General features: G+C 70.3%; 19 protein-coding genes and 1 tRNA gene. 9 read left to right on the plus strand and 11 right to left on the minus strand.

Annotation, left to right across the window (positions count from 1 at the left end):
- The first annotated feature begins 105 nt into the window (after nt 1-105).
- Both NBT82_RS09375 and NBT82_RS09380 read left to right on the plus strand, forming a co-directional pair.
- Nucleotides 106-708 carry a hypothetical protein gene (locus NBT82_RS09375; RefSeq protein ID WP_251331257.1) on the plus strand — a complete coding sequence of 201 codons (603 nt, stop codon included), beginning with the start codon at nt 106-108 and terminating at the stop codon, nt 706-708.
- Nucleotides 709-790: 82 nt separating this feature from the next.
- Nucleotides 791-864 (plus strand) — tRNA-Phe (locus NBT82_RS09380).
- Between the two features lie 426 nt (nt 865-1,290).
- Here the strand turns inward: NBT82_RS09380 and NBT82_RS09385 are convergent.
- From NBT82_RS09385 to NBT82_RS09410, 6 genes are all read right to left on the minus strand, one after another.
- Nucleotides 1,291-2,541: a serine/threonine-protein kinase gene (locus NBT82_RS09385; protein WP_251331258.1), complete on the minus strand. Its 1,251-nt coding sequence runs from the start codon at nt 2,539-2,541 to the stop codon at nt 1,291-1,293.
- On the minus strand, nt 2,534-2,671 hold the full coding sequence (locus tag NBT82_RS09390; RefSeq protein WP_251331259.1) for a hypothetical protein: 138 nt from the start codon (nt 2,669-2,671) through the stop codon (nt 2,534-2,536). Before NBT82_RS09390 ends, NBT82_RS09385 begins: the two co-directional genes overlap by 8 nt.
- A gap of 720 nt (nt 2,672-3,391) precedes the next feature.
- Entirely contained in the window at nt 3,392-4,333 is a 942-nt protein-coding gene (locus NBT82_RS09395) for a sugar kinase (protein ID WP_251331260.1), read from the minus strand.
- Between the two features lie 61 nt (nt 4,334-4,394).
- Complete coding sequence (mutL, locus tag NBT82_RS09400; protein WP_251327866.1) at nt 4,395-6,575, minus strand: DNA mismatch repair endonuclease MutL; 2,181 nt, start codon at nt 6,573-6,575, stop codon at nt 4,395-4,397.
- A 64-nt stretch (nt 6,576-6,639) separates the two neighbouring features.
- Nucleotides 6,640-7,107, minus strand: coding sequence for an FKBP-type peptidyl-prolyl cis-trans isomerase (locus NBT82_RS09405; protein ID WP_251327867.1), 468 nt, complete (start codon nt 7,105-7,107; stop codon nt 6,640-6,642).
- Between the two features lie 38 nt (nt 7,108-7,145).
- Nucleotides 7,146-7,499, minus strand: a complete 354-nt coding sequence (locus tag NBT82_RS09410; protein WP_251327868.1) for a 4a-hydroxytetrahydrobiopterin dehydratase — start codon at nt 7,497-7,499, stop codon at nt 7,146-7,148.
- A gap of 10 nt (nt 7,500-7,509) precedes the next feature.
- Here NBT82_RS09410 and NBT82_RS09415 point away from each other — a divergent pair, with 10 nt between their 5' ends.
- The gene (locus tag NBT82_RS09415; protein ID WP_251327869.1) at nt 7,510-7,755 is read left to right on the plus strand and encodes a hypothetical protein; all 246 of its coding nucleotides are present in this window, start codon (nt 7,510-7,512) and stop codon (nt 7,753-7,755) included.
- Here NBT82_RS09415 and NBT82_RS09420 read toward each other — a convergent pair.
- From NBT82_RS09420 to thiD, 4 genes are all read right to left on the minus strand, one after another.
- Nucleotides 7,689-8,276, minus strand: a complete 588-nt coding sequence (locus NBT82_RS09420; RefSeq protein WP_251327870.1) for an NAD(P)/FAD-dependent oxidoreductase — start codon at nt 8,274-8,276, stop codon at nt 7,689-7,691. The genes NBT82_RS09415 and NBT82_RS09420 overlap by 67 nt on opposite strands.
- Before the next feature lie 78 nt (nt 8,277-8,354).
- Nucleotides 8,355-9,305 carry a spondin domain-containing protein gene (locus tag NBT82_RS09425; protein WP_251327871.1) on the minus strand — a complete coding sequence of 317 codons (951 nt, stop codon included), beginning with the start codon at nt 9,303-9,305 and terminating at the stop codon, nt 8,355-8,357.
- Between the two features lie 142 nt (nt 9,306-9,447).
- On the minus strand, nt 9,448-12,078 hold the full coding sequence (gene mutS / locus NBT82_RS09430; RefSeq protein WP_251327872.1) for a DNA mismatch repair protein MutS: 2,631 nt from the start codon (nt 12,076-12,078) through the stop codon (nt 9,448-9,450).
- Between the two features lie 44 nt (nt 12,079-12,122).
- Complete coding sequence (gene thiD / locus NBT82_RS09435; RefSeq protein ID WP_251327873.1) at nt 12,123-13,502, minus strand: bifunctional hydroxymethylpyrimidine kinase/phosphomethylpyrimidine kinase; 1,380 nt, start codon at nt 13,500-13,502, stop codon at nt 12,123-12,125.
- Nucleotides 13,503-13,683: 181 nt separating this feature from the next.
- Between thiD and NBT82_RS09440 the strand changes: the two genes are divergently transcribed.
- The 5 genes from NBT82_RS09440 (at nt 13,684) to NBT82_RS09460 (ending at nt 19,057) form a co-directional block, all read left to right on the plus strand.
- Nucleotides 13,684-14,841, plus strand: a complete 1,158-nt coding sequence (locus NBT82_RS09440) for a DUF7345 domain-containing protein (RefSeq protein ID WP_251327874.1) — start codon at nt 13,684-13,686, stop codon at nt 14,839-14,841.
- Between the two features lie 127 nt (nt 14,842-14,968).
- On the plus strand, nt 14,969-16,069 hold the full coding sequence (locus NBT82_RS09445) for a DUF7096 domain-containing protein (RefSeq protein WP_251327875.1): 1,101 nt from the start codon (nt 14,969-14,971) through the stop codon (nt 16,067-16,069).
- Entirely contained in the window at nt 16,066-16,662 is a 597-nt protein-coding gene (locus NBT82_RS09450) for a response regulator (RefSeq protein ID WP_251327876.1), read from the plus strand. Before NBT82_RS09445 ends, NBT82_RS09450 begins: the two co-directional genes overlap by 4 nt.
- Before the next feature lie 80 nt (nt 16,663-16,742).
- The gene (locus tag NBT82_RS09455; protein ID WP_251327877.1) at nt 16,743-17,798 is read left to right on the plus strand and encodes an isocitrate/isopropylmalate dehydrogenase family protein; all 1,056 of its coding nucleotides are present in this window, start codon (nt 16,743-16,745) and stop codon (nt 17,796-17,798) included.
- Between the two features lie 62 nt (nt 17,799-17,860).
- Nucleotides 17,861-19,057 carry an MFS transporter gene (locus NBT82_RS09460; protein WP_251327878.1) on the plus strand — a complete coding sequence of 399 codons (1,197 nt, stop codon included), beginning with the start codon at nt 17,861-17,863 and terminating at the stop codon, nt 19,055-19,057.
- Here NBT82_RS09460 and NBT82_RS09465 read toward each other — a convergent pair.
- On the minus strand, nt 19,054-19,809 hold the full coding sequence (locus NBT82_RS09465) for a DICT sensory domain-containing protein (RefSeq protein ID WP_251327879.1): 756 nt from the start codon (nt 19,807-19,809) through the stop codon (nt 19,054-19,056). The two genes, NBT82_RS09460 and NBT82_RS09465, sit on opposite strands and share 4 nt — an antisense overlap.
- A 117-nt stretch (nt 19,810-19,926) precedes the next feature.
- Here NBT82_RS09465 and nucS point away from each other — a divergent pair, with 117 nt between their 5' ends.
- Nucleotides 19,927-20,676 carry an endonuclease NucS gene (nucS, locus tag NBT82_RS09470; RefSeq protein ID WP_251327880.1) on the plus strand — a complete coding sequence of 250 codons (750 nt, stop codon included), beginning with the start codon at nt 19,927-19,929 and terminating at the stop codon, nt 20,674-20,676.
- Nucleotides 20,677-20,710 lie beyond the last annotated feature (34 nt).

Genomic DNA, 20,710 nt, shown 5'->3' on the forward strand with positions numbered 1-20,710 from the left:
GGACAGACGTACGGTTCGGCCATGCCGAACGTATCCGGGGCGCGAGCAAAAGGCTCCCGCCGAACGGCCACCAGAGCTATGCGCGCCGACGGCCACCTTCCACGCATGGGTTCGGGGGAGAGACATCCGTTCGAGTCGATCGACGACGCGGACGGTGGGGACGACGCGAACGAGTCCGGCGAGTCGTCACCGGACGGGACCTGGGGCCGACGCGAACTCGCACTCGCCGCCCTGGCTGTCGTAGTGATCGCCGGCGCGGCCACGCTGTTGGTCGGGTCGCTCGGCGGCACGACCGCGGGGGGCGGCGATGCCGGCACGAACGGTGCCACCGCCACAGCCACGCCGACCCCGGAGACGACCGGGACCGCGGCGTCGACGCCGGCGGTCACCATGCGCGTCCGCTCGATCGAAACCTGCGGGACGCGCTGTCGGACGGTCACGATCGCGCTGTCGAACGACGGGGACGACGCCGCTCGCTCGGTTCGCGTCACCACCGAGATCACGACCGGCGGGAGCCTGATCTGGGAGGGGAAATCCGACGTCGGTCGGCTCCCCGCGGGCGAGACCGTCACCCGGACGCGGACGATCCGGGTCGGCTACGTCGACGCCGCGCGCATCGAATCCAACGACGGCCGGATTCGGGTTGAGACGACCGTCCGCACGGCCAGCGGCACCCGCGTGTTCACCGAACATCGGACCGTCTCCTGATCGGCCGCGCCCCGTCCTCGGTTCGCGGGTCGCTGCCGTGTTTCGAAATCCTTTTGCCGATTATCCACCTCGACGGAACTGCGCCGCCTTAGCTCAGACTGGGAGAGCACTCGACTGAAGATCGAGCTGTCCCCCGTTCAAATCGGGGAGGCGGCATTTTCCTGCGAACCGACGAGGGAGCGGAGCGACCGAGCTCGTGAGCAGTGAAAATGCTCCCGACCCGATTTGAGCAGACGAGTCGCACGCCCGCGCAGCGCCGTAGGCGCGAGCAGGAACGTCTCGGCGAGTTCAAATCGGGGACGGCATTCCACTTTTTGCTGCGTCGGGTGTCCTCGCTCGCTTCGCTCGCTGCGGGCACCGCTCCTTGCAAAAACGTGGGGAAAAACCCCTGCTGGCTCACTTCGTTCGCCAGCAGTGAAACTGCGCCTCGCTGCGCTCGGCGCGGTACGCGGAGCCGACACGGATCACTTCGAAGGTCGAGCCGTCTCCCTCTCGCAGGCGAAACGGGGCCCGTCTCGGTCGCCGCGACGACGGCCGACGAGCCCGCCGTGGGTGGCCGGGAGTGTGACGCTCCGGCCGGCGTCACCGGGCGTCGTACAGCTCCTGCAGGTCGTCCCGGAGGTAGACGATGTCGTCGTACCGGTCCTCTTTCTCCGTGGCGAGCGCGGTGAGCAGGACGTCGTCCAGCGCCTCGGGCACGTCGGCCACCGCGCTCGGCGGCGCCGGCCGGTCGTCGAGGATGGCGCGCATCACCCGCGTGGAGTCGCCCTCGAAGGGTGGGCGGCCGGTGAACAGGTCGTAGAGGACGGTGCCCAACTGGTAGATGTCCGTCCGGTCGTCGGCCGGCCCGTAGTCGGCGTCGAACTGTTCCGGGGCCGCGTAGTGCGGTGACAGCCCCTCGACGCTCTGGGAGTGATCGAGGAGGTGCTTCGAGAGGCCCCAGTCGGCGACCTTCGGGACGTCCCACGCGCCGTCGACGCTCCGGAAGAGCACGTTCTCCGGCTTCAGGTCGAGGTGGGCGACGCCGCGTCGGTGGGCGTGACGGACCCCCTTCGTGACCGCGAGGGCGGTCCAGAGTGCCTGCGGCGTCGACAGCCGTCCCGACCGCTCGGAGAGGTCGCCGGCGTCCATATACTCCATGGCGATCCAGGGAAGCGGCTCGGCGCCGTAGCCCACGACGCCGACCACGTGGTCGTGATCGTCGAGTTTGTCCCAGGTTTCGGCCTCTCCGAGCAGTCGCTCGACCGCGTCCGCGTGCAGAGTTCCGGAGAGTCGCGGCCGCTTGACCGCCAGCGACACGTCGCCTCCGGGGGTCGAGAGCGTCGCCTTCGTCACGTCGGCGTTGCCGCCGCCGCCGATCGGTTCCTCGTCGGTGAGGTCGGCGTGGGTGACGGCCACCTCCGGCGCGCGCGGGATGCGACTCGGCTGGCCGGTCGCACCGCCGGGTGTCGACCGTCCGTCGGGTGATGGCGCGTCGCCCGCGGTCGGTGCCGGGGTCACTGGCGTCGACGCCGACACCGCGTCCGTCTCCGTCCTCGTCCCTGCCTGTGTCTTCGTTCTCGTCTCTGACTGTGCCTTCGTCCTCGTCTTCGGTGCTGTCCCGGGATCAGCCCCCGCCCGTCGCGCCCGGAAGACGCCGATCCCGGCTCCGAGAACGAGTCCCACGACGGCCGCCACGACGCCGTAGAGGACGACGGTTTGGGGATCGGGCCCGACTCGCGCCACCTGGAGCGGGGTCGGGAGCGTCGACACGCCCGCCGACCTCCCGATCCACGCTGCGATCCCCGCGCCGACGGCGTCGGCGCCGCTCGACCCGACGCCCGCGTCACGCATCGCGACCACCTCCGTATCTGCGGCCCAGCAGATAGCCCACGAGCAGTCCTATCCCGCCAGCCAGCCCCCAGATCGTGACCGCGAGGGACGTGGCCACGCCGACGGTTCCCTGTAACACGGCTTCGACCATCGTCTTGCTGTGGCGGGGGTCGATTCATAAATGTGGGCTCGGCGGAGCGATCGCCGAGTCGGGTCCCCTCTCGGCGTGGTCGCGGACGCCGAGCACCGACTCCTCGGCGTTACGTGCGCTCGGTCCAGTCGCCGGTCGGACTCGAATCGCTCGTCGACCGAACAAACCGCTCCCTCGGGGACGACCACGTCGACGGGATCGAGCGATCGCCCGCGCGGCGGTCCGCGGGTGCAGTATCCGTCGTTGCAGTCGAAGCGGGCACCGTGTTCGTGACCGACGAGTTGGTCACCGTCGACGAGCGAACCGATCCCCCCGATCGAGTTTCGCCACCGGCTGGTGGGGACAGGCGTTCCGGTTGGCGGCGACTGTCTCTCCGTTGCGGTGCAGAGTCACCCGGTTTGTCTTCGTCCACTCTCCTCGAACCGGGGTCTTCCCCGTCCTGGACGTCCGAGATCGGCGTGATGCGTCGTCGGTCACGATCACCTCTCGGACCCGGCACCGAAACGATCCGTCGAGACTGAAATACGCATCTGAGCCTCTGATAGATTTATGTTCCGTCCGCCGGTATCCCCGGTTGCCGACGCCGCCCGGACGTTCCCCGTGTGCCGGTGGCGTCGGTCCCCGCAACGCGTCTCCCCGACCCGACCGGCGTTTCGCGCCGGCCCTCCCCGAGTTCCCCGACCGGGGATCGGCCGGCCTACCACTCTTTGGTTGGTCACTTCATCTCCGGTCGTCCCGGATCGCCTCGACGTCAGCGGGCGATCCGACGACGACGTCCCCCACGATAGTGCGCGTGAGCGCCGCAGCCGCTGCCCCCTGTGTCAGCGCGCCCTCGACATCCTCACCTTGGTGGCGCCCGGCGAGGAAGCCCCCGACGAACGCGTCGTGGGCGCCGGCGGGGTCGCGCGTCTCCGTCTCGAACGCCGACACCTCGTAGATCTCCTCGCCGTGGAGTCCGATCGTCGGATGAGCGTACCGATCGCGCGTGAGCACCACCGTCTCACACCCGTATCGCGTCCTGAGGCTGTGGGCCGCGGGCACCGGATCGCCGTCGAGGCCGAACACCGCCTCCGCGTCCCCTTCGTCGACGATCAGGACCTCTACGTCGCCGAGGAGGTGATCGTACAGGTCGGCGGCCCGGTCGGGATCGAGCCCCGTCGCGTCGAACCGCGTGTCGAACGCACGCGTCGTGTCCGCCTCGCCCGCGACCGAGAGGAGCGTCGCGGTCGTCTCCAGGAGCGTCTCCGACCGTGCGGGCGTCGCACCGCTGACGAACAGCGTCTCGGCGTCGCGAACCACCCCGAGGGGCAGGTCGTCTGCCGTCGTCGTCGCGACTGCCGCCTCCCCCCGGTCCGGGACGGTCCGTGTCCCCGCCGTCCCGCCGCGTTCGACGAACGCCGTCGACGTCCGCCCCGTCCCGGCCCAGACGACGCCGGTCCGGACGCCGTGGCGACGGAGTTCGCCGACGACGCGTCGACCCAGCGGCGTGTCGGGGAGTTTCGACAGCCACGCGGCGTCGAGGTCGAGCGTCGCCGCCGCGACGGCGACGTTACTCTCCGGTCCGCCGACGTGCGCGGCGAACCCGGTCGCCGTTTCGATGCGTTCGCCCTGCGGCGGCGAGAACCGAAGGGTCGCGTCACCGACGGTCACCAGATCCGTCACGACCTCCCTTCGGTCGACCGACGCAAAAAGTGTGCTCCCCGTCGCTCGGTCTCTACCGGAGTCACTCCGCCCGTCGACCGCCGTGTCCGGGGTAATCGCGTTCGAATCGGTCGGTGATCTCGTCGCGGTCGATCGAGACGACGACCGGCCGCCCGTGCGGACAGGCGAAGGGGTTCTCACAGTCGTCGAGCGCCGCCAACAGGTCGACGACCGACCCCTCGGTCAGCGACGTGTTCCCCGTGATCGAGGGGTAACACGCCAGGTCGGCGAGCAGGGCGTCGGCGACGGCGTCGACGGTTTCGCCCGCCGACTCCGCGGCGAAGCCGGTCAGCGCGTCCCGGAGGTGCGACGGATCGAGCGCCGCGTCGAACACCGTCGGCACGGTCCGTACCTCGACGGTCCGGTCGTCGGTCCGATCGGCGTGAAACCCCAGTTCCGCCAGCGCGTCGCGGTAGGTGTCGAACAGCGCCGCCTCCCGCGCCGTGAGTTCGAGGTCGACCGGCTCGGCCAGCGCCTGCGTCGGCGTCTGCCCCGCCATCTCGGCGCGCAGGCGCTCGTAGTTGATCCGCTCGTCGGCCGCGTGCTGGTCGATCAGCGCCAGTCCGTCGGGCGTCTCCGCGACGAGGTACGTGTCGTCGTACTGTCCGAGGACCCGCATCGCTGGCAGGCGGTCGAACTCGCGGTCCGGCGCCGCCCGCTCCCCGTCGAGTGTCCGCTGCTCGTTCGGCGGCCTGACGCCGCCCGTCGACCATTTCCCGTTCCCGTCGCCGTCGGCGCCCCCCACGCCAGCGGACGAGGACTCGCCGCCGTTTGCCGTCCCGGTTGTCCCCGTCGGCGCCTCCGCCTCGTCGGCCGGCGTCGATCCTCCAGCAGCTGTGCCCGACGCCTCGGCGGCCGCCTCGCCCGACGACTCTCCCGCCACTTCGTCGAGGGTCGGTGATCGCGTCGTCCGGTCGGTCTCCTCCGGTCCGAGTGCCGTTCCGGCGGCCGACTCCTCTCTCTCCTCGTTGCCTTGCCCGACGCCCGCGCCCGCAGTCGCCGCCGATCCGTCCCCCGTCCCGCCGCTCTCGCTCCGGTCGAGGTCACCACCCACACCGTCGGCCTCGCCGTCCGGGCCGTCCCCGGCCGCGTCTTCGGGTGCCGCCTCGCCGCCGGCCACCTCCCGCGTCGGCGACGCCGGCGAAATCTCGGTCTCCGCGGGCGCCGACCGGCCACGAGGTGCCGACGAGCGGACCAGTCCCTCGTCGAGCAACGCCTCGCTGACGGCCGTCCGCACGGCGTCGGCCACGGCGTCCTCGTCGTCGAACCGAACCTCCATCTTGCGGGGGTGGACGTTCACGTCGACGGCCCCGTTCGGCACCTCGACGAAGAGGACGGCGAAGGGGTAGCGATCGGTCGCGAGTTGGCCGTCGTAGGCGTCGAGGACGGCCTCGCGGAGCGTCCCCGCGGTGACGTAGCGGCCGTTGACGAACGTCGAGAGGTACTCTCGGCCGGCGCGGGTCGTCTCGGGATGGCTCACCAGCCCGGACACCGACTCGACGGGGTCGGCCGGGTCGGCCGATACGGCCACCATCGAGGATGCAACCTCCCGGCCGTAGACGGCGAGGATCGTCGATTCGAGGTCGCCGCTCCCCTCGGTGGCGAACACCTCCCGCCCGTCGTGTTCGAGCGTCGTCGCCACGTCGGGGTTGGCGAGGGCGTACTGCGTGACGACGCGGTTGACGTGGTCGAACTCCGTCGCCTCCGTCTTCAGGAACTTCCGCCGGGCCGGCGTGTTGTAGAACAGGTCGTCGACCTCGACGACGGTGCCGGGCGGACAGCCCGAGGGGGTGACCCCACCCACCTCGCCCCCCTCGACGGTCAGTTCGTGCCCGCGCCCGCCCTCGCGGGCGCGCGAGCGGATCGTCAGCCGCGACACCGCGCCGATGGTGTGCAGCGCCTCGCCCCGGAAGCCGAGGGTGCCGACCCGATCCAGGTCCGCGCCCGAACTGATCTTGCTCGTCGTATGTTCCTCGACCGCGCGTTCGAGGTCCGTCGCGGTCATGCCGACCCCGTCGTCACGGACCCGGATCCCCTCGACGCCGCCGCCTTCGACGGCGACGGTCACGCGCGAGGCGTCCGCGTCCAGGCTGTTCTCGAACAGTTCCTTCACGACGCTGGCCGGCCGCTCGACCACCTCGCCGGCGGCGATGCGGCGAACCGTCGCGTCGTCCAGTGCGTGGATGGTCGGCGTGTCGCTCACGACCCGTACCCTCGGGTGGAAGGATCATCAACGCCACGGTGGGGCGGTGCCCCGAAGTCCGTCGCTACTCGACGTCCAGGACGTCGATTTCGAACGTCAGCGTTTCGCCCGCCAGCGGATGTTCGAAGTCGACCTGAACGGCGTCCTCGTCGACGCCGACGACGGTACCGACCGCGCCGCCCTGTGCGCGAACCTGCAGGCCCTCCGCGGGTTCCTGGCCGACCATCCCTTCGAACTGCTGGGGTTCGAATTCGCGGACGTTGTCGCCGTCTGCCTCGCCGTATGCCTCCGCCGGGGGGACCGTGATCGTCTCGGAGTCGCCCGCCTCCAGTCCCACCAGTCCCTCCTCCATCCCCTCGATGAGGTTGCCCGCGCCGACTTCGACGGTGAGGGGTTCGAACTCGCGGTCGGGCTGTTCGTCGAGGAGGCCGGCCTCCTCGGCGACCGATTCGTCGGTGGTGTCGAAGACCGTCCCGTCGTCGAGGCGACCAGTGTACGCGATGGTGACCGAGTCGCCGGTAGAAATCGTCATGCCCAACCCAGTGCCGTGGGACGCATAAGGGCTTGGTATCACTCCGCGGGCTCGTATCCCTCGTAGATGCGGTCCATCCGTGCGGCCATCACGAAGTCGGTCTTGTGGAGACCGTCGATCTTGTGGGTCCACATGTCCACCTCCACTTCCCCCCACGCCAGCGCGATGTCGGGGTGGTGCCACTCCTCCTCGGCGAGTTCGCCGATCTCGTAGGTGAACTCCAGGGCGTCCCTGAAGTCCTCGAAGACGTACTCCGCGTGGAGGTGGTGATCGTCGACGACCTCCCACACGTCCGTCCGGAGGTCGTCGAGGTACTGCCCGTACTCCTCGCCGGTCAGGGGGTCGTCGTCGCTGGTGCAGGCTTCACAGGGTTCGTCTGCCAGTGAGGACATGGATCCCCGTATGGGTGCCGACGGTTTGTACGTTCGGCCCCGTTTCGACCGTCTGGCTCAGGCCTCGTCGACCATCCCGCCGAACGCCTCGCTCGGGGCGACCGAGGCGTTCTGGAACGACCCCTACGCCTCGTCGACCATCCCGCCGAACGCCTCGCTCGGGGCGACCGAGGCGTTCTGGGACGACCCCTACGCCTCGTCGACCATCCCGCCGAACGCCTCGCTCGCGTCCGCCGGCACGTCGAAGTCGTGGTAATGCTCGCCTTTCTCCTTGCTCAGGATGTTCAGCGCCGCCGCCGCGCCGTCGCCCGCCGCGATGACGGCCTGCCACTCCTCGGCCCGGACCATCGCGCCCGTGGCGTAGGCGTCCGTCACGCTCGTCTCCATCTCCACGCCCACCTCGACGACGCCGCCGCCGTCGGTCGCACACCCGAGGTCCTCGGCGAGGCTCCGGTCGGCGCCCGTCGCCAGGATCAGGTAGTCGGCCTCGTGTTCGCCGCCGTCGGTCGTCACGGCGAACCCGTCGCCGCTCTCCGCGAGCCCCGTCACTTCCTCGCCCTGCCGGCGGTCGACGCCGAAGTCGTCGACCTGTTGTCGCGTCACGCCCATGAACTCCGATCCCCCGATCGAGCCGATCCCGGGGTAGTTGAACAGGTGGGCCTTGTGCATCCACGTCTCGTCGGTGTCGAACACCGTCGTGTCGAGGCCGTTTTTCGCCGTGAACAGTGCCGAGCTCAGGCCGGCGGGACCGCCGCCGACGACGATGACTGACGCCATACACCCATGTCACTGCCCCGACTGAAATAGGTGTCTCAACCGGAACCGGACTCGGGTTCGGTCGCCGACGCCAGCGCGCTACATCCCGTCGTCCATCGTCCCGTGTGGCGTCAGCGTCACGCGCACCACGTCGCTCGCCGCGGGGTACTCGTGGCCGTCGTCCACGTCGTCGAGGCGGCGCACGACTCCGCCCTCGTCGTCGCCCTGGTCCGGACGCTCCTGGGCGGGTGCCTGATCCGCTCCCCGTCCCGGGGGCTGGTTGGGTTCGGTCCCCGCGTCCCAGAGGTCGACGCCGGCGGTCACGTCGCCCTCGACCGGGTCGCCGTCCGCGGGCCACAGCGTGATGCCCGACGCGCCCGGCGCGACGAACACGTCGTTCGACGGAACGAACATGCTCGCCAGGGAGAGTCGGTGGCCGGGCCGCGCCTCGACGTCGAACTCGAAGGCACCGCCGGGGGCGATGGGCGACGCCCCGGGCACCTCGCCGGTCGGGTCGTTCGGGTCCGCGACGGTCCGCTCCGGCGTGTACGCCCCCGCGGCGACGACGCCCATGCTCCCCGTCCGCTCCCGGAGTTCGCCGACGAGTCCGGTCTCGCCCTCGAACCCGGTCGGCGGCCCGGCCTCGGCCAGCGCTTCGAGGCCGACCGACGCCCGTTCACCCGGAGTGAAGATGGGGTTCTCGCCCGTGTGGACCGCGAACGCCCCCGGCGTGAGCCAGACGGCCCCGCCCGTCGGCGTCTCCGCGCCGTAGACGTCCATCGGTGCGACGTTCTCCATCCGGACGGTGACGGTGACCGACTCCATCCCTTCGTCCATGGACTCGGTCGCCTCGCCGTCCATTGATTCGGTCGTTTCGTCGTCCATGGACTCGGTGCCGGTCGTTCCGTCGCCCATGGATTCGGTCGGTTCGCCGCCCATGGCGTCGGTCTCGGTACCTCCCTCGCCGCCGCCGCTACACCCCGCGAGCGCCGCGATGGTCGTGCTTCCCGCGACTGCGAGGAATCGCCGCCGTGACGTGTCGTTCGACATCACGTCCGGCACGCCGTCCGGGGGCCGAAAGTAGATTTTTCAAGATCCATCGGGGATGAATCCAAAGGCCGTCTAGAATCCGTCGCAACTGGACGGGACGAGGGTCGCGGCGACCGTCACGGTCGGCGGTCGCTCCGGGCCGTCAGCCCTCGTCGTCGAGACGGTCCTGCCACTCGCGGACCCGCGTCATGAGGTCGACCGGCGACGTCTCCGCGACGCTCGTCTCCCGCAGTTCCGCGAGGACCGACTCCGTCGTCGGATCGAGCGTCCCGTCGTCCTCGTCGTCCGTCCCGTCGGTCCGGAAGTCGCCCGCCCCGAGGTCGAAGACGGCCTGCGTGGTTCCCCCGTCGCCCGCCCCGGCCCCGCGGGCCTCGATGGCTCGGTCCTCGCGCAGGCGGTCGAGCACCTCCCGCGACCGGCCGACGACCGGTTCGGGGACCCCCGCGAGGTCGGCGACGTGGACGCCGTAACTCCGGTCGGTCGGCCCCTCCTCGACGGTTCGAAGAAACGTGATGTCCCCGTCGCCGCCGTCGTCGCCCGCGACGGCGACGTGGACGTTCTCGACCCGTGGCAGGTGATCGGCGAGCGCCGTCAGTTCGTGGTAGTGGGTGGCGAAGAGACATTTACACCCCACCTCGTTGTGGACGTACTCCGTCGTCGCCCACGCGATGGAGATGCCGTCGTACGTCGCCGTCCCGCGGCCCACCTCGTCGAGGACGACCAGCGACTCCTCGGTCGCCGAGTGGAGGATGTTGCTCAACTCCTGCATCTCGACCATGAACGTCGACCGCCCGCCCGCGAGTTCGTCGAGAGCGCCGACACGCGTGTAGATGCCGTCGACGACGCCGACCGTCGCCGCCCGCGCGGGGACGAAACTCCCCGCCTGTGCCAGCAGGACGATCAGGGCGGCCTGTCGCATGTACGTCGACTTGCCGCTCATGTTCGGCCCGGTGACCAGGAGGAAGCCGCGGTCCTCGTCCAGGTGCAGGTCGTTGGGGACGAAGTCGGTCGTCGTCTCGACGACCGGGTGGCGCCCCGCTTCGACGACCAGCGGCCCCGGATCGACCACCTCGGGCCGCGTCCAGTCCTGGCTCGCGGCGTGGGTCGCGAGCGAGGCCAGGGCGTCCACCGTCGCCAGCGTCCGCCCCACGTCCTGCAGGAGTTCGGCCCGGGCGGCGACCCGGTCGCGCAGGTCACGGAAGAGGTCGTACTCCAGGTCGCCGCGGGCCTCCTCTAGCCGTAACACCTCGCGTTCGCGCTCTTCGAGTTCGTCGGTGGTGTACCGCCGGGAGTTTTTCAGCGTCTTGATCTCCCGGTAGTCGTCGGGGACGGCGTCGGTCTCCGAGTTCCCCACCTGGATGTAGTAGCCGTCGGTCCTGTTGCGGTCGACCTGGAGGTGGGTGATGCCAGTCCGGTCCTTCTGCCGGGTGGCGAGGCCGTCGAGCCAGCCCTTCGCCTCCTCGTACCGGTCGATCAGGGCGTCGAGTTCGTCGTCGTAGCCGCGGCGAAAGAGGCCGCCCTCGGTGATCGTTCCCGGGGGATCCTCGACGAGGGCGGCGTCGAGGTCCGCCCGCAGATTCGCCGCAGCCTCCCGGTCCGGCCGGTCGACGATGGCCGGGAGCGGGGAGTCCGCGAGGCGGGTGTCGGCCACCGCCTCCACGAGCGCCGGAAGGACCTCGAGGGTGTCCCGGACCGCGAGCAGGTCGCCCGCGTCCGCACTTCCGCCCGTCGCCCGCGCGGCCAGGCGTTCGAGGTCGTAGGCGTCGCCGAGGATCTCTCGGACCCGGTCGCGGGCTAGCGCCGCCTCGGTGAGTGCCGCGACGCTGTCGAGGCGGCGATCGATCACGTCCCGGTCGCGACGGGGGCGCGTGAGCCACTCCCGGAGGCGGCGCCGCCCGGCGCTCGTGACCGTGTGATCCACCGTCGCCAGCAGCGACCCCTCGCGCTCGCCGTGCATCGTCTCCGTGAGTTCGAGGTTGCGCTGTGTCGTCGCGTCGAGGTCGAGATGATCGCCAGCGTCGTAGGTCCCCAATCGCGTCAGTGCGTCGAGGACGCCGACCCCCGTCTCCTCGACGTACGCGAGGACCGCGCCGGCGGCGGCGACGCCAGCCCGGTCGTCGAGCCCGACGCTGTCGAGGAGGCCGTCGCCGAAGTGATCGCGCAGTCGACGCTCGGCCCGCCCCGGCGCGAACGCCGCGTCGTCGTGTTCGGTCACCGGCGCGTCGGTCCGTTCCTGGATCCGAGCCCGCAGGTCATCGTCGGCCCGGACCGTCGGTCCCGGCAGCACCTCCGCGGGGGCGAACCGGTGGAGTTCGGCGACGACTTCGGCGCCGTCGTCGGTCGTCGTCACGAGGAACTTCCCGGTCGTCACGTCCGCGAGTGCGAGGCCGTAGCGCCCGTCGACGCCGACGACCGTCGCCAGGAACTGCGCCGTCGGGTCAGTCGTCTCCAGCAGGGTACCGGGGGTGACGACCCGCGTGATCTCGCGGGCGTGGCCGTCCTCGGTTTCGTACTGGTCCGCGACGGCGACACGGTAGCCCCGCTCGACGAGCGCCTTCAGGTACGGCGTCAGGTCGTCGACCGGGACTCCGGCCATCGGATACGTCGATCCGTGGGATGACTTCTCCGACACCTTCAGGTCGAGTTCGTCGCCGACGAACTCGGCGTCTTCCGCGAAGAACTCGTAGAAATCGCCACACTGCATCGCCAGCAGATCGGCGTCGGTCTCCGCTTTCAGAGCGAGAAACTCCCCGACGATGCCGTCCGCAGTCATACTCACACCCGAGCCGCCGTCGGATAAAACGCTGTGGGTCTCGGCTACGACTCGGCGGCGTCGAGCAGCGTGAACACCCGCTCGCCCAGCGCCGCCGGCGTCTCGGCGACGAGTTTGATGATCGCCTCCTTGCCCACGTCGCCCCGGTCGAGGACGGCGACGGGCGTCGGGTCACCCGCATCGACGGCTCCGAACGCTTGCCGTGCGCCCCAGCCCATCGTTCCGCTCGCGTCCGCGGGTTCGGCGTCGCGGTCGTACTCGGCGACGGGGCCGTCGAGCGCCGCGGTCGCCGCCTCCGTCCCGTCGTCGAACCGGCAGTTGACGGCAAAGCGGAGGTCGGGGTCGAACTCCCGGGCCGCGAGCAGGAAGCGGGCGACGTGCGAGGAGGCGCCAAGGCGGACGCCGCGATTGGGGGCGACCCCCGAGAACGTGCGGGTGATGCGCCCCTCGACGGCGGCCGTCTCGCCGACCGCCTCGGCGTACTCGGTGGCGCCGACGACGTTCATCCCCACCTCGGGGACGAGTCGGGAGACGTCGCGGTCGACGAACGCCGCGACCACCTCGGCGACGTCGGTCATCGTCCGGTGTCGGTCGGCCGCCTCACGGAGCGCGGCGAGGTGGTGGACCGCGCCCGGCCCCTCGCCGACGTCGAGGCCGTACCGCACTGCCCGCTCCATGAACGCTGTCGCCGCCTCGACGGCGTAGCCGAGCGTCTCCCCGTGGGCTATGTGGGCGGCGATGGCACTCGACAGCGTACAGCCGGAGCCGTGGGTGGCGTCTGTGTCGATCCGAGGGTGTTCGAACGTCCGCACCGTCGGCTCCCCGTCGGGGAGCGCACTGACCAGCGTGTCGGTTACCGTCTCGCCACCGTTCACGTGGCCGCCTTTGACCAGCGCGGCGTCGGCACCCATTTCGACGAGCGCCTCGCCGGCCGCCTGGGCACTCTCGCGGTCCGTGGGCTCGATGCCCGTCAGGACTGCGGCCTCGTCGGCGTTCGGCGTGACGAGTCGCGCCTCGGCGATCAGCGACTCGTAAGCCGCCTCGGCCGCCGCGTCGAGCAGGCGGTCGCCGCTCGCGGCGACCATCACCGGATCGACGACGACGGGTGCCGTGGCGTCGGCTGCTCGGTCGGCCACCAGATCGATCACCGGTTCGGTCGCGAGCATCCCTGTCTTCACCGCCCCGAGGTCGAGGTCCGTCGCGACGGCCTCGTACTGCGCCGCGATCTCCTCGACCGGCAGGACGTGCGTACTCTCGACCCCGACGGTGTTCTGGGCCGTGACCGCGGTGACGACCGAAGTCCCGAAGACGCCGTGGGCCTCCATGGTCTTCAGATCCGCTTGGATCCCCGCCCCGCCGCCGGAGTCGCTCCCGGCGACGGTGAGCGCGACCGGCGGCGAGACTGGCGCCCGAGCGCGAGTCATGCCACGTTCACCCCGGACGCTTCGATCCGACCCAGTCGACGGTCACGACACGGTGCCGCGTCGCATGACGTTGCCATGCAACCGACTATTACGAGCTGATATTTATCGGTGATGGAGGCGTCGCTGTTCGACCGAAGCGACAAGACCTATCTACGATCGGGGAAAACGCAGGGGCACGTAGATGTGGGATCGCTCGTCCAGTCGCCTCGTTGCCGTCGCAGTCGCAGTCGCGGTGGTACTGGTGTCGGCTGTCGTTCCGGTGATCGGGGCCGTTGCGCCGGCAGGGACGTCGTCGCCCCAGATCGCATCGGGACCGACGTTCCAACAGGGCGTCGACACCGACTCCGTTCGGCTGATCGTCTCCGTCGATCGGAACGGCTCGGCCGCCTGGACCGTCCAGTACTGGACGCGTCTCGACGACGAGAACACCACCACGGCGTTCGAGTCGTTGCAGGCCGACATCGAGGCGACTCCGTCGAACTTCTCCGACCGGTTCGCCTCGCGGATGCGCTCGACGGTTTCCACGGCGGAGAACGCGACCGGACGGGAGATGAACGCGACGGACTTCGGCGTGAGCGCAGAGACGCGGACGCCACCCCAGTACGGCGTCGTCAGTTACACCTTCCGGTGGAACGGCTTCGCCGTCGTGGAGGGCGATACCATCCGGATCGGGGATGCAATCGAGGGACTCTTCCTCGACGACCGGACACGGCTCGTCGTGGAGTGGCCGTCCGACTACGCGCCCACCCGAACGGCTCCGGAGCCCGACGAGCGCCGTAGCGGGGCCGTCGTCTGGCGCGGCGCGGAAACGAGTTTCGTCTCAGGGGAACCGCTGATCGTCATCGAGCCCGCGCCGACCGCCACCACGACCGCTCCGGCCGGGGGAGACGGGAGCGGCGGCGAGGGCGGCCCGCCCGCCTCGCCCGACGGCGGCGGCGGGTCGTCTCTCCTGCCGATGGTCGCGCTCGGCCTCCTGTTTGCCCTCGCCGGTGTGGGCGCGTGGCGCTATCGCGACCGACTCGGCGGCGACGGGGCGGCCCAGGCGCCGAGTGCGGACGCGGATTCGGACGCGAACGGCGACGACCCGGACGCCGCCGCGGTCGTCGACGAGTCGGACGCGGCCGACGCGGAGCGCGAGGACCTCCTGAGCAACGAGGAACGCGTGCTCCAGTTCGTCCGGGAACAGGGTGGGCGGGTCAAACAGCAGGAGATCGTCGAGGCGTTCGACTGGACCGAGGCCAGGACGAGCCAGATCGTCCGCGACCTCCGGGACGACGGCTCGCTCGAGGGCTTCCGTCTCGGTCGCGAGAACGTTCTGAAACTTCCGGACGAGGAGTGACGACCCCGATCACCACAATCGACGGACAGCGGCGATTCAGGCTCGGCCTACACGCCGTTTAATCCGGGTTAACCGTCCTTCAGGTTCGTGGCGATTTATCGTCCGTACTCCCGTAGCGGGGACCAAGATGAGCCCGGACGTTCCGAACGTCGTCGTGTTCGCGATCGCCGTCGTCGTCGTCGCCGGCGCGGTGGCGGTGCCGGCGTCGGCGCTGGGGTCGCCGTCCACGCCGACCGCCGCCGACACGACGACCGACGAGGTGTTGCCACAGACGACAGACAACGGCTCCGCGAGCGCCAACGAATCCGTCGCTCCGGGACAACAGCTCGCCGGTGTGGTGGGCGTCCAGGGTGCCGAGATCGACGGCGAGATCGGGGAGCGCTCGCTGTCGACGCAGCTCTCGCGAGCGGAGTCGAACGCCTCGAAGGCGGCGGTGGTCGCGACGGATCTCAACCGGATCCGCGAGCGACTCGTCACCCTTCGCGAACGGCAGGAACGACTCCGGCAGGCACACCGGTCCGGCGAACTCTCGACCGGCGAGTTCCGCGCCCGGATGGCGGTGACGAGCGCGGAAGTTCGTTCGGTTCAGACCCAACTCGAGGCGAACTCGCAGGTGACCCGTGACCTCCCCGACGAGGCGCTGGGATCCTCCGGCGTCGACCGCTCCGAACTCGATCGGCTGCGGGAGGACGCGGACGAACTCCAAGGTCCGGAGGTGGCCGAGATCGCCAGACAGATCGCGGGTGAAAACCCCGGCCGGGAACTCGATCCCGAACGCGGGCCGGGCGAACTCCCCGAACCAGCGCAGGGCGACGAACGCGAGGACGAGACCGAGGGCCCCCCTGACGACCGGACCCCCGGTCCGCCGGAGGACCCGGGGGGCGGCTCGGACGCGAACAACGAAACCGCGACGACCGGCCCGCCGGAGGAGGCCGGAGACGGCTCCGGTAACGAGGGCGACAGAGGGAATGCCGAAAACGGTGAGGATCCGGGAAACGGGAACGGTGACGGTGAGGACGCCGGAAACGGTGAGGATCCGGGAAACGGGAACGGTGACGGCGAGGGCGCCGGAAACGGGAACGGGAACGGTGACGGCGAGGGCGCCGGAAACGGTGAGGATCCGGGAAACGGGAACGGTGACGGCGAGGGCGCCGGAAACGGGAACGGGAACGGTGGTGACCCGGGGAACGGTAACGCCGGCGGTGACAACGGGGGTGGGAACCGATGACCGCCACACCGCGCGTTCTGGTCGCCGATGACGAACTCGCACTGCTCGACCTCTATGCCACTTGGCTCGACGACGTCGATGTCGACCTCGTCCGGGCGCACTGTGGCGCTGAGGCCCTGTCCTACTGCGAGGACGGCGAGGTCGACGTGGCGATCCTCGACCGTCACATGCCGCGGGTGTCCGGCGACGAGGTCCTGGACTCCCTGCGCGAGTGTCCGGCCGGCCCCCGGGTGGCGTTCGTGACGGCCGCGACGCCGGACGTCCGCATCGTCGATCTCGATATCGACGCCTACCTCACGAAGCCGGTCGAGCGCGCGAAGTTCGTCGACCTCGTCCACTCGCTGGTCCATCGTGAGACGCTCCCCGAGACGGTGGATCGGTACGTCGAGAAGCTCTCGAAACGGGCGGCACTGCTCGAATCCGAGTCGCAGTCGGTGCTGCGGGCTGACCCGGTTTACTCCCGTCTCGAATCGGAGCTGTCACGCCTGGCCTCGCGGATCGACGACTACTGCCTCGAGGACCCGTACCTCTGCCGGACGCTCACGGACGGCGACGGAGCCGGCATCGGCGCGACGTTCGACCCGTTGGCCTGATCTCCGGATACGGGCGTCGTTCGGTCGGCCGTGACGGCGAACGTCGCACCTTTTTCCGTTCGCTCCCCGATTCGAGGGCTATGTCCTACGACATCGCGCTCGTTCCCGGAGACGGGATCGGACCGACGGTGGTGGACGCGGCCCTGCCGCTTCTCGACGCCGCCGCGGCGGCACACGGTTTCGACATCGAGACGACGCGCTACGACTGGGGAACCGAACGCTACCTCGAGGAGGGCGCGATGATGCCGGAGGACGGGCTGGATCGGCTGGCCGACGACGACGCCCTCCTCTTGGGCTCGGTCGGTCATCCCGACGTCCCCGATCACGTCACGCTCAACGGACTCCTCCTGCCGATCCGCAAGGGCTTCGATCAGTCCATCTGCAAGCGCCCGGCGGTGCTGTTCGAGGGCGTTCGGAGCCCGCTCCGGGGCTACGAGGGCGGCGACATCGACATCCTCGTCTTCCGCGAGAACACGGAGGGCGAGTACGCGGACGTGGGTGGGCGCGAACACCGCGGCTTCGAGAACGAGGTGGCGGTCCAGAGCGCCGTCTACACCCGACGCAGCACCGAACGCATCGTCCGCGCGGCGTTCGAGGCGGCGACGGAGCGCTCGGGAAAGCTCACAAACGTCACGAAGTCGAACGCCCAGGCCCACGGGATGGTGTTCTGGGACGACGTCGTCGACGAGGTGAGCGAGGAGTATCCCGCGGTCGACGTCGAGCGTCTGCTGGTCGACGCCGCGAGCATGGACTTCGTGCGCCGCCCCGACGAGTTCGACGTGGTGGTCGCATCGAACCTCTTCGGGGACATCCTCACCGACGTCGGTGCCATCGTCACCGGCAGCATGGGTCTGGCGCCGTCGGCGAACGTCGATCCCGACCGGACTCATCCGTCGATGTTCGAACCCGTCCACGGCAGCGCCTTCGACATCGCCGGCGAGGGTGTCGCAAACCCGCTCGCGACGGTGCTCTCGGGGTCGCTCATGTTCGATCACTTGGGCGAGACGGCGGCCGCGGCGGCGCTGTGGGACGCCGTCGCCGCACAGCTGGCCGACCCGTCGGCCCCGCGGACGCCCGACCTCGGCGGATCCGCGACGACCGACGCCGTGGCGGCCGACCTTCGCGAGCGTCTCTGACTCCCCCGGCTCGATTTCCGGGATTCGACCGTTGAAGTGCGGTGGCGTCGTTCGACGACACCATGACCGACTCCCACCTCGGGACGCCGTCGGACGCCGAGGAGCGACTCGTGCGTGGCTACGGGGGACGTCTCCTCCTTCTGGTGTCGCTCGGATGGCTCACGATCCAGGGCGGCCGGCTCGTCCTCTCGCCGCTACTCCCCTCGATCATCGACGACCTCGGGATCACGCCGTTCCGCGCCGGGCTCGCCCTCTCGACGCTGTGGGGGCTGTACGCCCTCGGCCAGTTCCCGAGCGGTCGGCTCTCCGATCGGCTCAGCCGCAAGACGCTCCTCGTCTCGGGGTTGGCCCTCGCGACGACCGGCTTCGCCGTCCTCTCGGCCGCCGTCTCCTTCCCCCTGTTTCTGGTCGGCGCGGCGGTCGTCGGCGTTGGTGCCGGGCTGTATCCCACCGCGGCCCGGGCGCTTCTTTCCGATCACTTCGAGGCGAAACGCGGGGGCGCGTTCGGCCTCCACACCGCCTCCGGCGACCTCGGCGGCGGGGCCGCGGCCGGCCTCGCCGTCGCCGCCCTCGCCGTCGCGACCTGGCGGGGTGCCTTCCTCCCGGTCGTCGGCCTCCTCGCCCCGGTCGCGGTCGTGCTCCACCTGACGAGCCGCGAGTCCTACCGGATCGAGGCCGTCGGGCTCGACGTCCGCGGGACGGGAGCGCGGCTCTTCGCCACCGGCCGGATCCGACGGCTCGTCGTCGCGTACTGTCTGTTCGCGTTCGCGTGGCAGGGCACTGCGGGCTTCCTCCCGACGCTCCTGCAGGCCGAGAAGGACTTCACCCCCGAACTGGCGAGCGCTGGATTCGCGGCCCTGTTCGTCGTCGGCGCGCTGGTCAAGCCGACCGCCGGCCGTCTCGCCGACCGGGTCCGCCGGGGACCAGTCGCCGCCGGGACGCTCGGCCTCGGTGCCGCCGCGCTCGGCGGCCTACTCGTCGCCGAGACTGCCCTCCTCGTCGGCGCCGCGACCGTCGTCTACGCCGTCGGGCTCATGGCCTTCCCCCCGGTGATGCAGTCGTACTTGATGGACGTGTTTCCGACGGACAGCATGGGCGCCGATCTGGGGCTCGCACGGACGACGTACATCGGCTTCGGCGCGCTCGGTCCCTCGGTCATCGGATTCGTGGCCGGCCGGACCGACTACGTGACGGCGTTCGTCGCGCTCGTCGCCGCGCTGGTGGCCGCGGCGCTGATTCTCGCCGTCGAGGTGCGCTAGGTCCCGCCACAGCCGCCGTCGGCCGCGGTGCCGTCGGCTTCGGGGGCGGCGTATGTGGTCCGGAGGTGGTCGAGCACGTCATCGACGGTGTCGGGATCGTACGTCCAGAATCCGTAGAACGATCCCGGCCGTCGCTCCTCAGCCAGCAGCGCGCATTTCATCGCGTCGACGCCGCCGCCGTCGTAGGCGACGAACCACGAGTCGTGGATCTCGGTCGCCGTCGAGAGGTGTAGCGTCGCCTTCGTGGGGCCGTCGAGTTCCTCGCGGCCGTCCGGATGCGCGTAGACGTAGATGTCGAGGTCGCCGCGGTCGGCCAGGTGTTCGTACACGGAGGCCTGGGACGCAAAGCGGGCACAGGTCTGGAACCCGGCGTGGAGTTCGCCGGCCGCCCCCCGCCAGGCGCGGTCCTCGATCTCCTTCGAGGCGGCGACCATCCGCTCGGTGTCGTAGGAGGTAAACAGCGTCTCGTCGAGTTCGTCGAGGACCGTCTCGTAGGTCTCGGGTGTGAAGTCCGGTGTGACGCCCTGTGTCGGTTCGAGCACGTCGCTCACGTCGATGGCAGCGAGGAAGTCGTCGCCGCGGCTCAACACCGCGTAGTTTCGGGGGCCGGCGTCGCTTTCGGTCCGCTCGATGGTGAGGTTGCGGTCGGCGAAGTGTTCCCGGAGCGCCGTCGCCACGCCGGCCTCCGGGTTGAACACGGTCAGAGTCTTTTCCTCCGCGTCGACCGCGGCGATGAGTTCGAACAGCCCCATTCGCTCGTGTAGAGGGGCGGCCGCTATTTGTGCTTTTATCTCGGAACGACGACGATACCACCGGTTCGGGCGACGCGTCCCTTTTGTACGGCGGCGGCCTACGTCCCGCGACGACCGATGACGGTCACCACGCTCCACCGCCCCGCCCACCGAGACGCGCTCGTTCATCTCGAAGATGCCTTCCGGCGCGGCGATCTGGTCACCGTCTTCGGGCAGTGTGCCGTCGAGTACGAGGGTCGAGCGTCGAGCAGCCTCGGCCCCGGTGACCGCCTCCTCCTCCTCAAACCCGACGGATCGGCGCTCGTTCACACCGACGAGGGTCGCACGCCGGTGAACTGGCAACCCCCCGGCTGTGATCACTTCGCCAGCGTCCGCGAGGGCAGTCTGCGGGTGCGGAGCGTCCGGCGGTCGCCCGCGGAACTCCTCGACGTGCGCTTCGACCGCGTCCACCACCTCGCCGCCTACGACGTGACCGACCCCGACGACCTGGACTTGCGGGGGAGCGAGGCGGACCTCAAGGAACACGTCGTGACCCACCCCGAGCGGATCGAACCCGGGTTCGAGCCGCTGGCGACGGAACGTGAGACGGCAGCCGGCCCGATGGACGTGTTCGGCGAGGACGCCGCGGGACGGCCGGTGGCCGTCGAGTTGAAGCGCCGGCGGGTGGGGCCGGACGCCGTCGGGCAACTTCGCCGCTACGTCGACGCGCTCGAACGCGAACTCGGTGACGACGAGACCGTACGGGGCGTCCTCGTCGCCCCCTCCGTCACCGATCGCGCGGCGGCGCTGTTGGACCGTGACGGTCTGGAGTTCGTCGCGCTGGATCCGACGACGGGTCGGCCGCCGGCACACGAGGACGACGCCTGATCGCGCGACTGCGAGGCGGCGCCGCGGGCGCCGA

The organism is Haloplanus sp. HW8-1, assembly GCF_023703795.1.
GTDB classification, from domain to species: Archaea; Halobacteriota; Halobacteria; order Halobacteriales; family Haloferacaceae; genus Haloplanus; species Haloplanus pelagicus.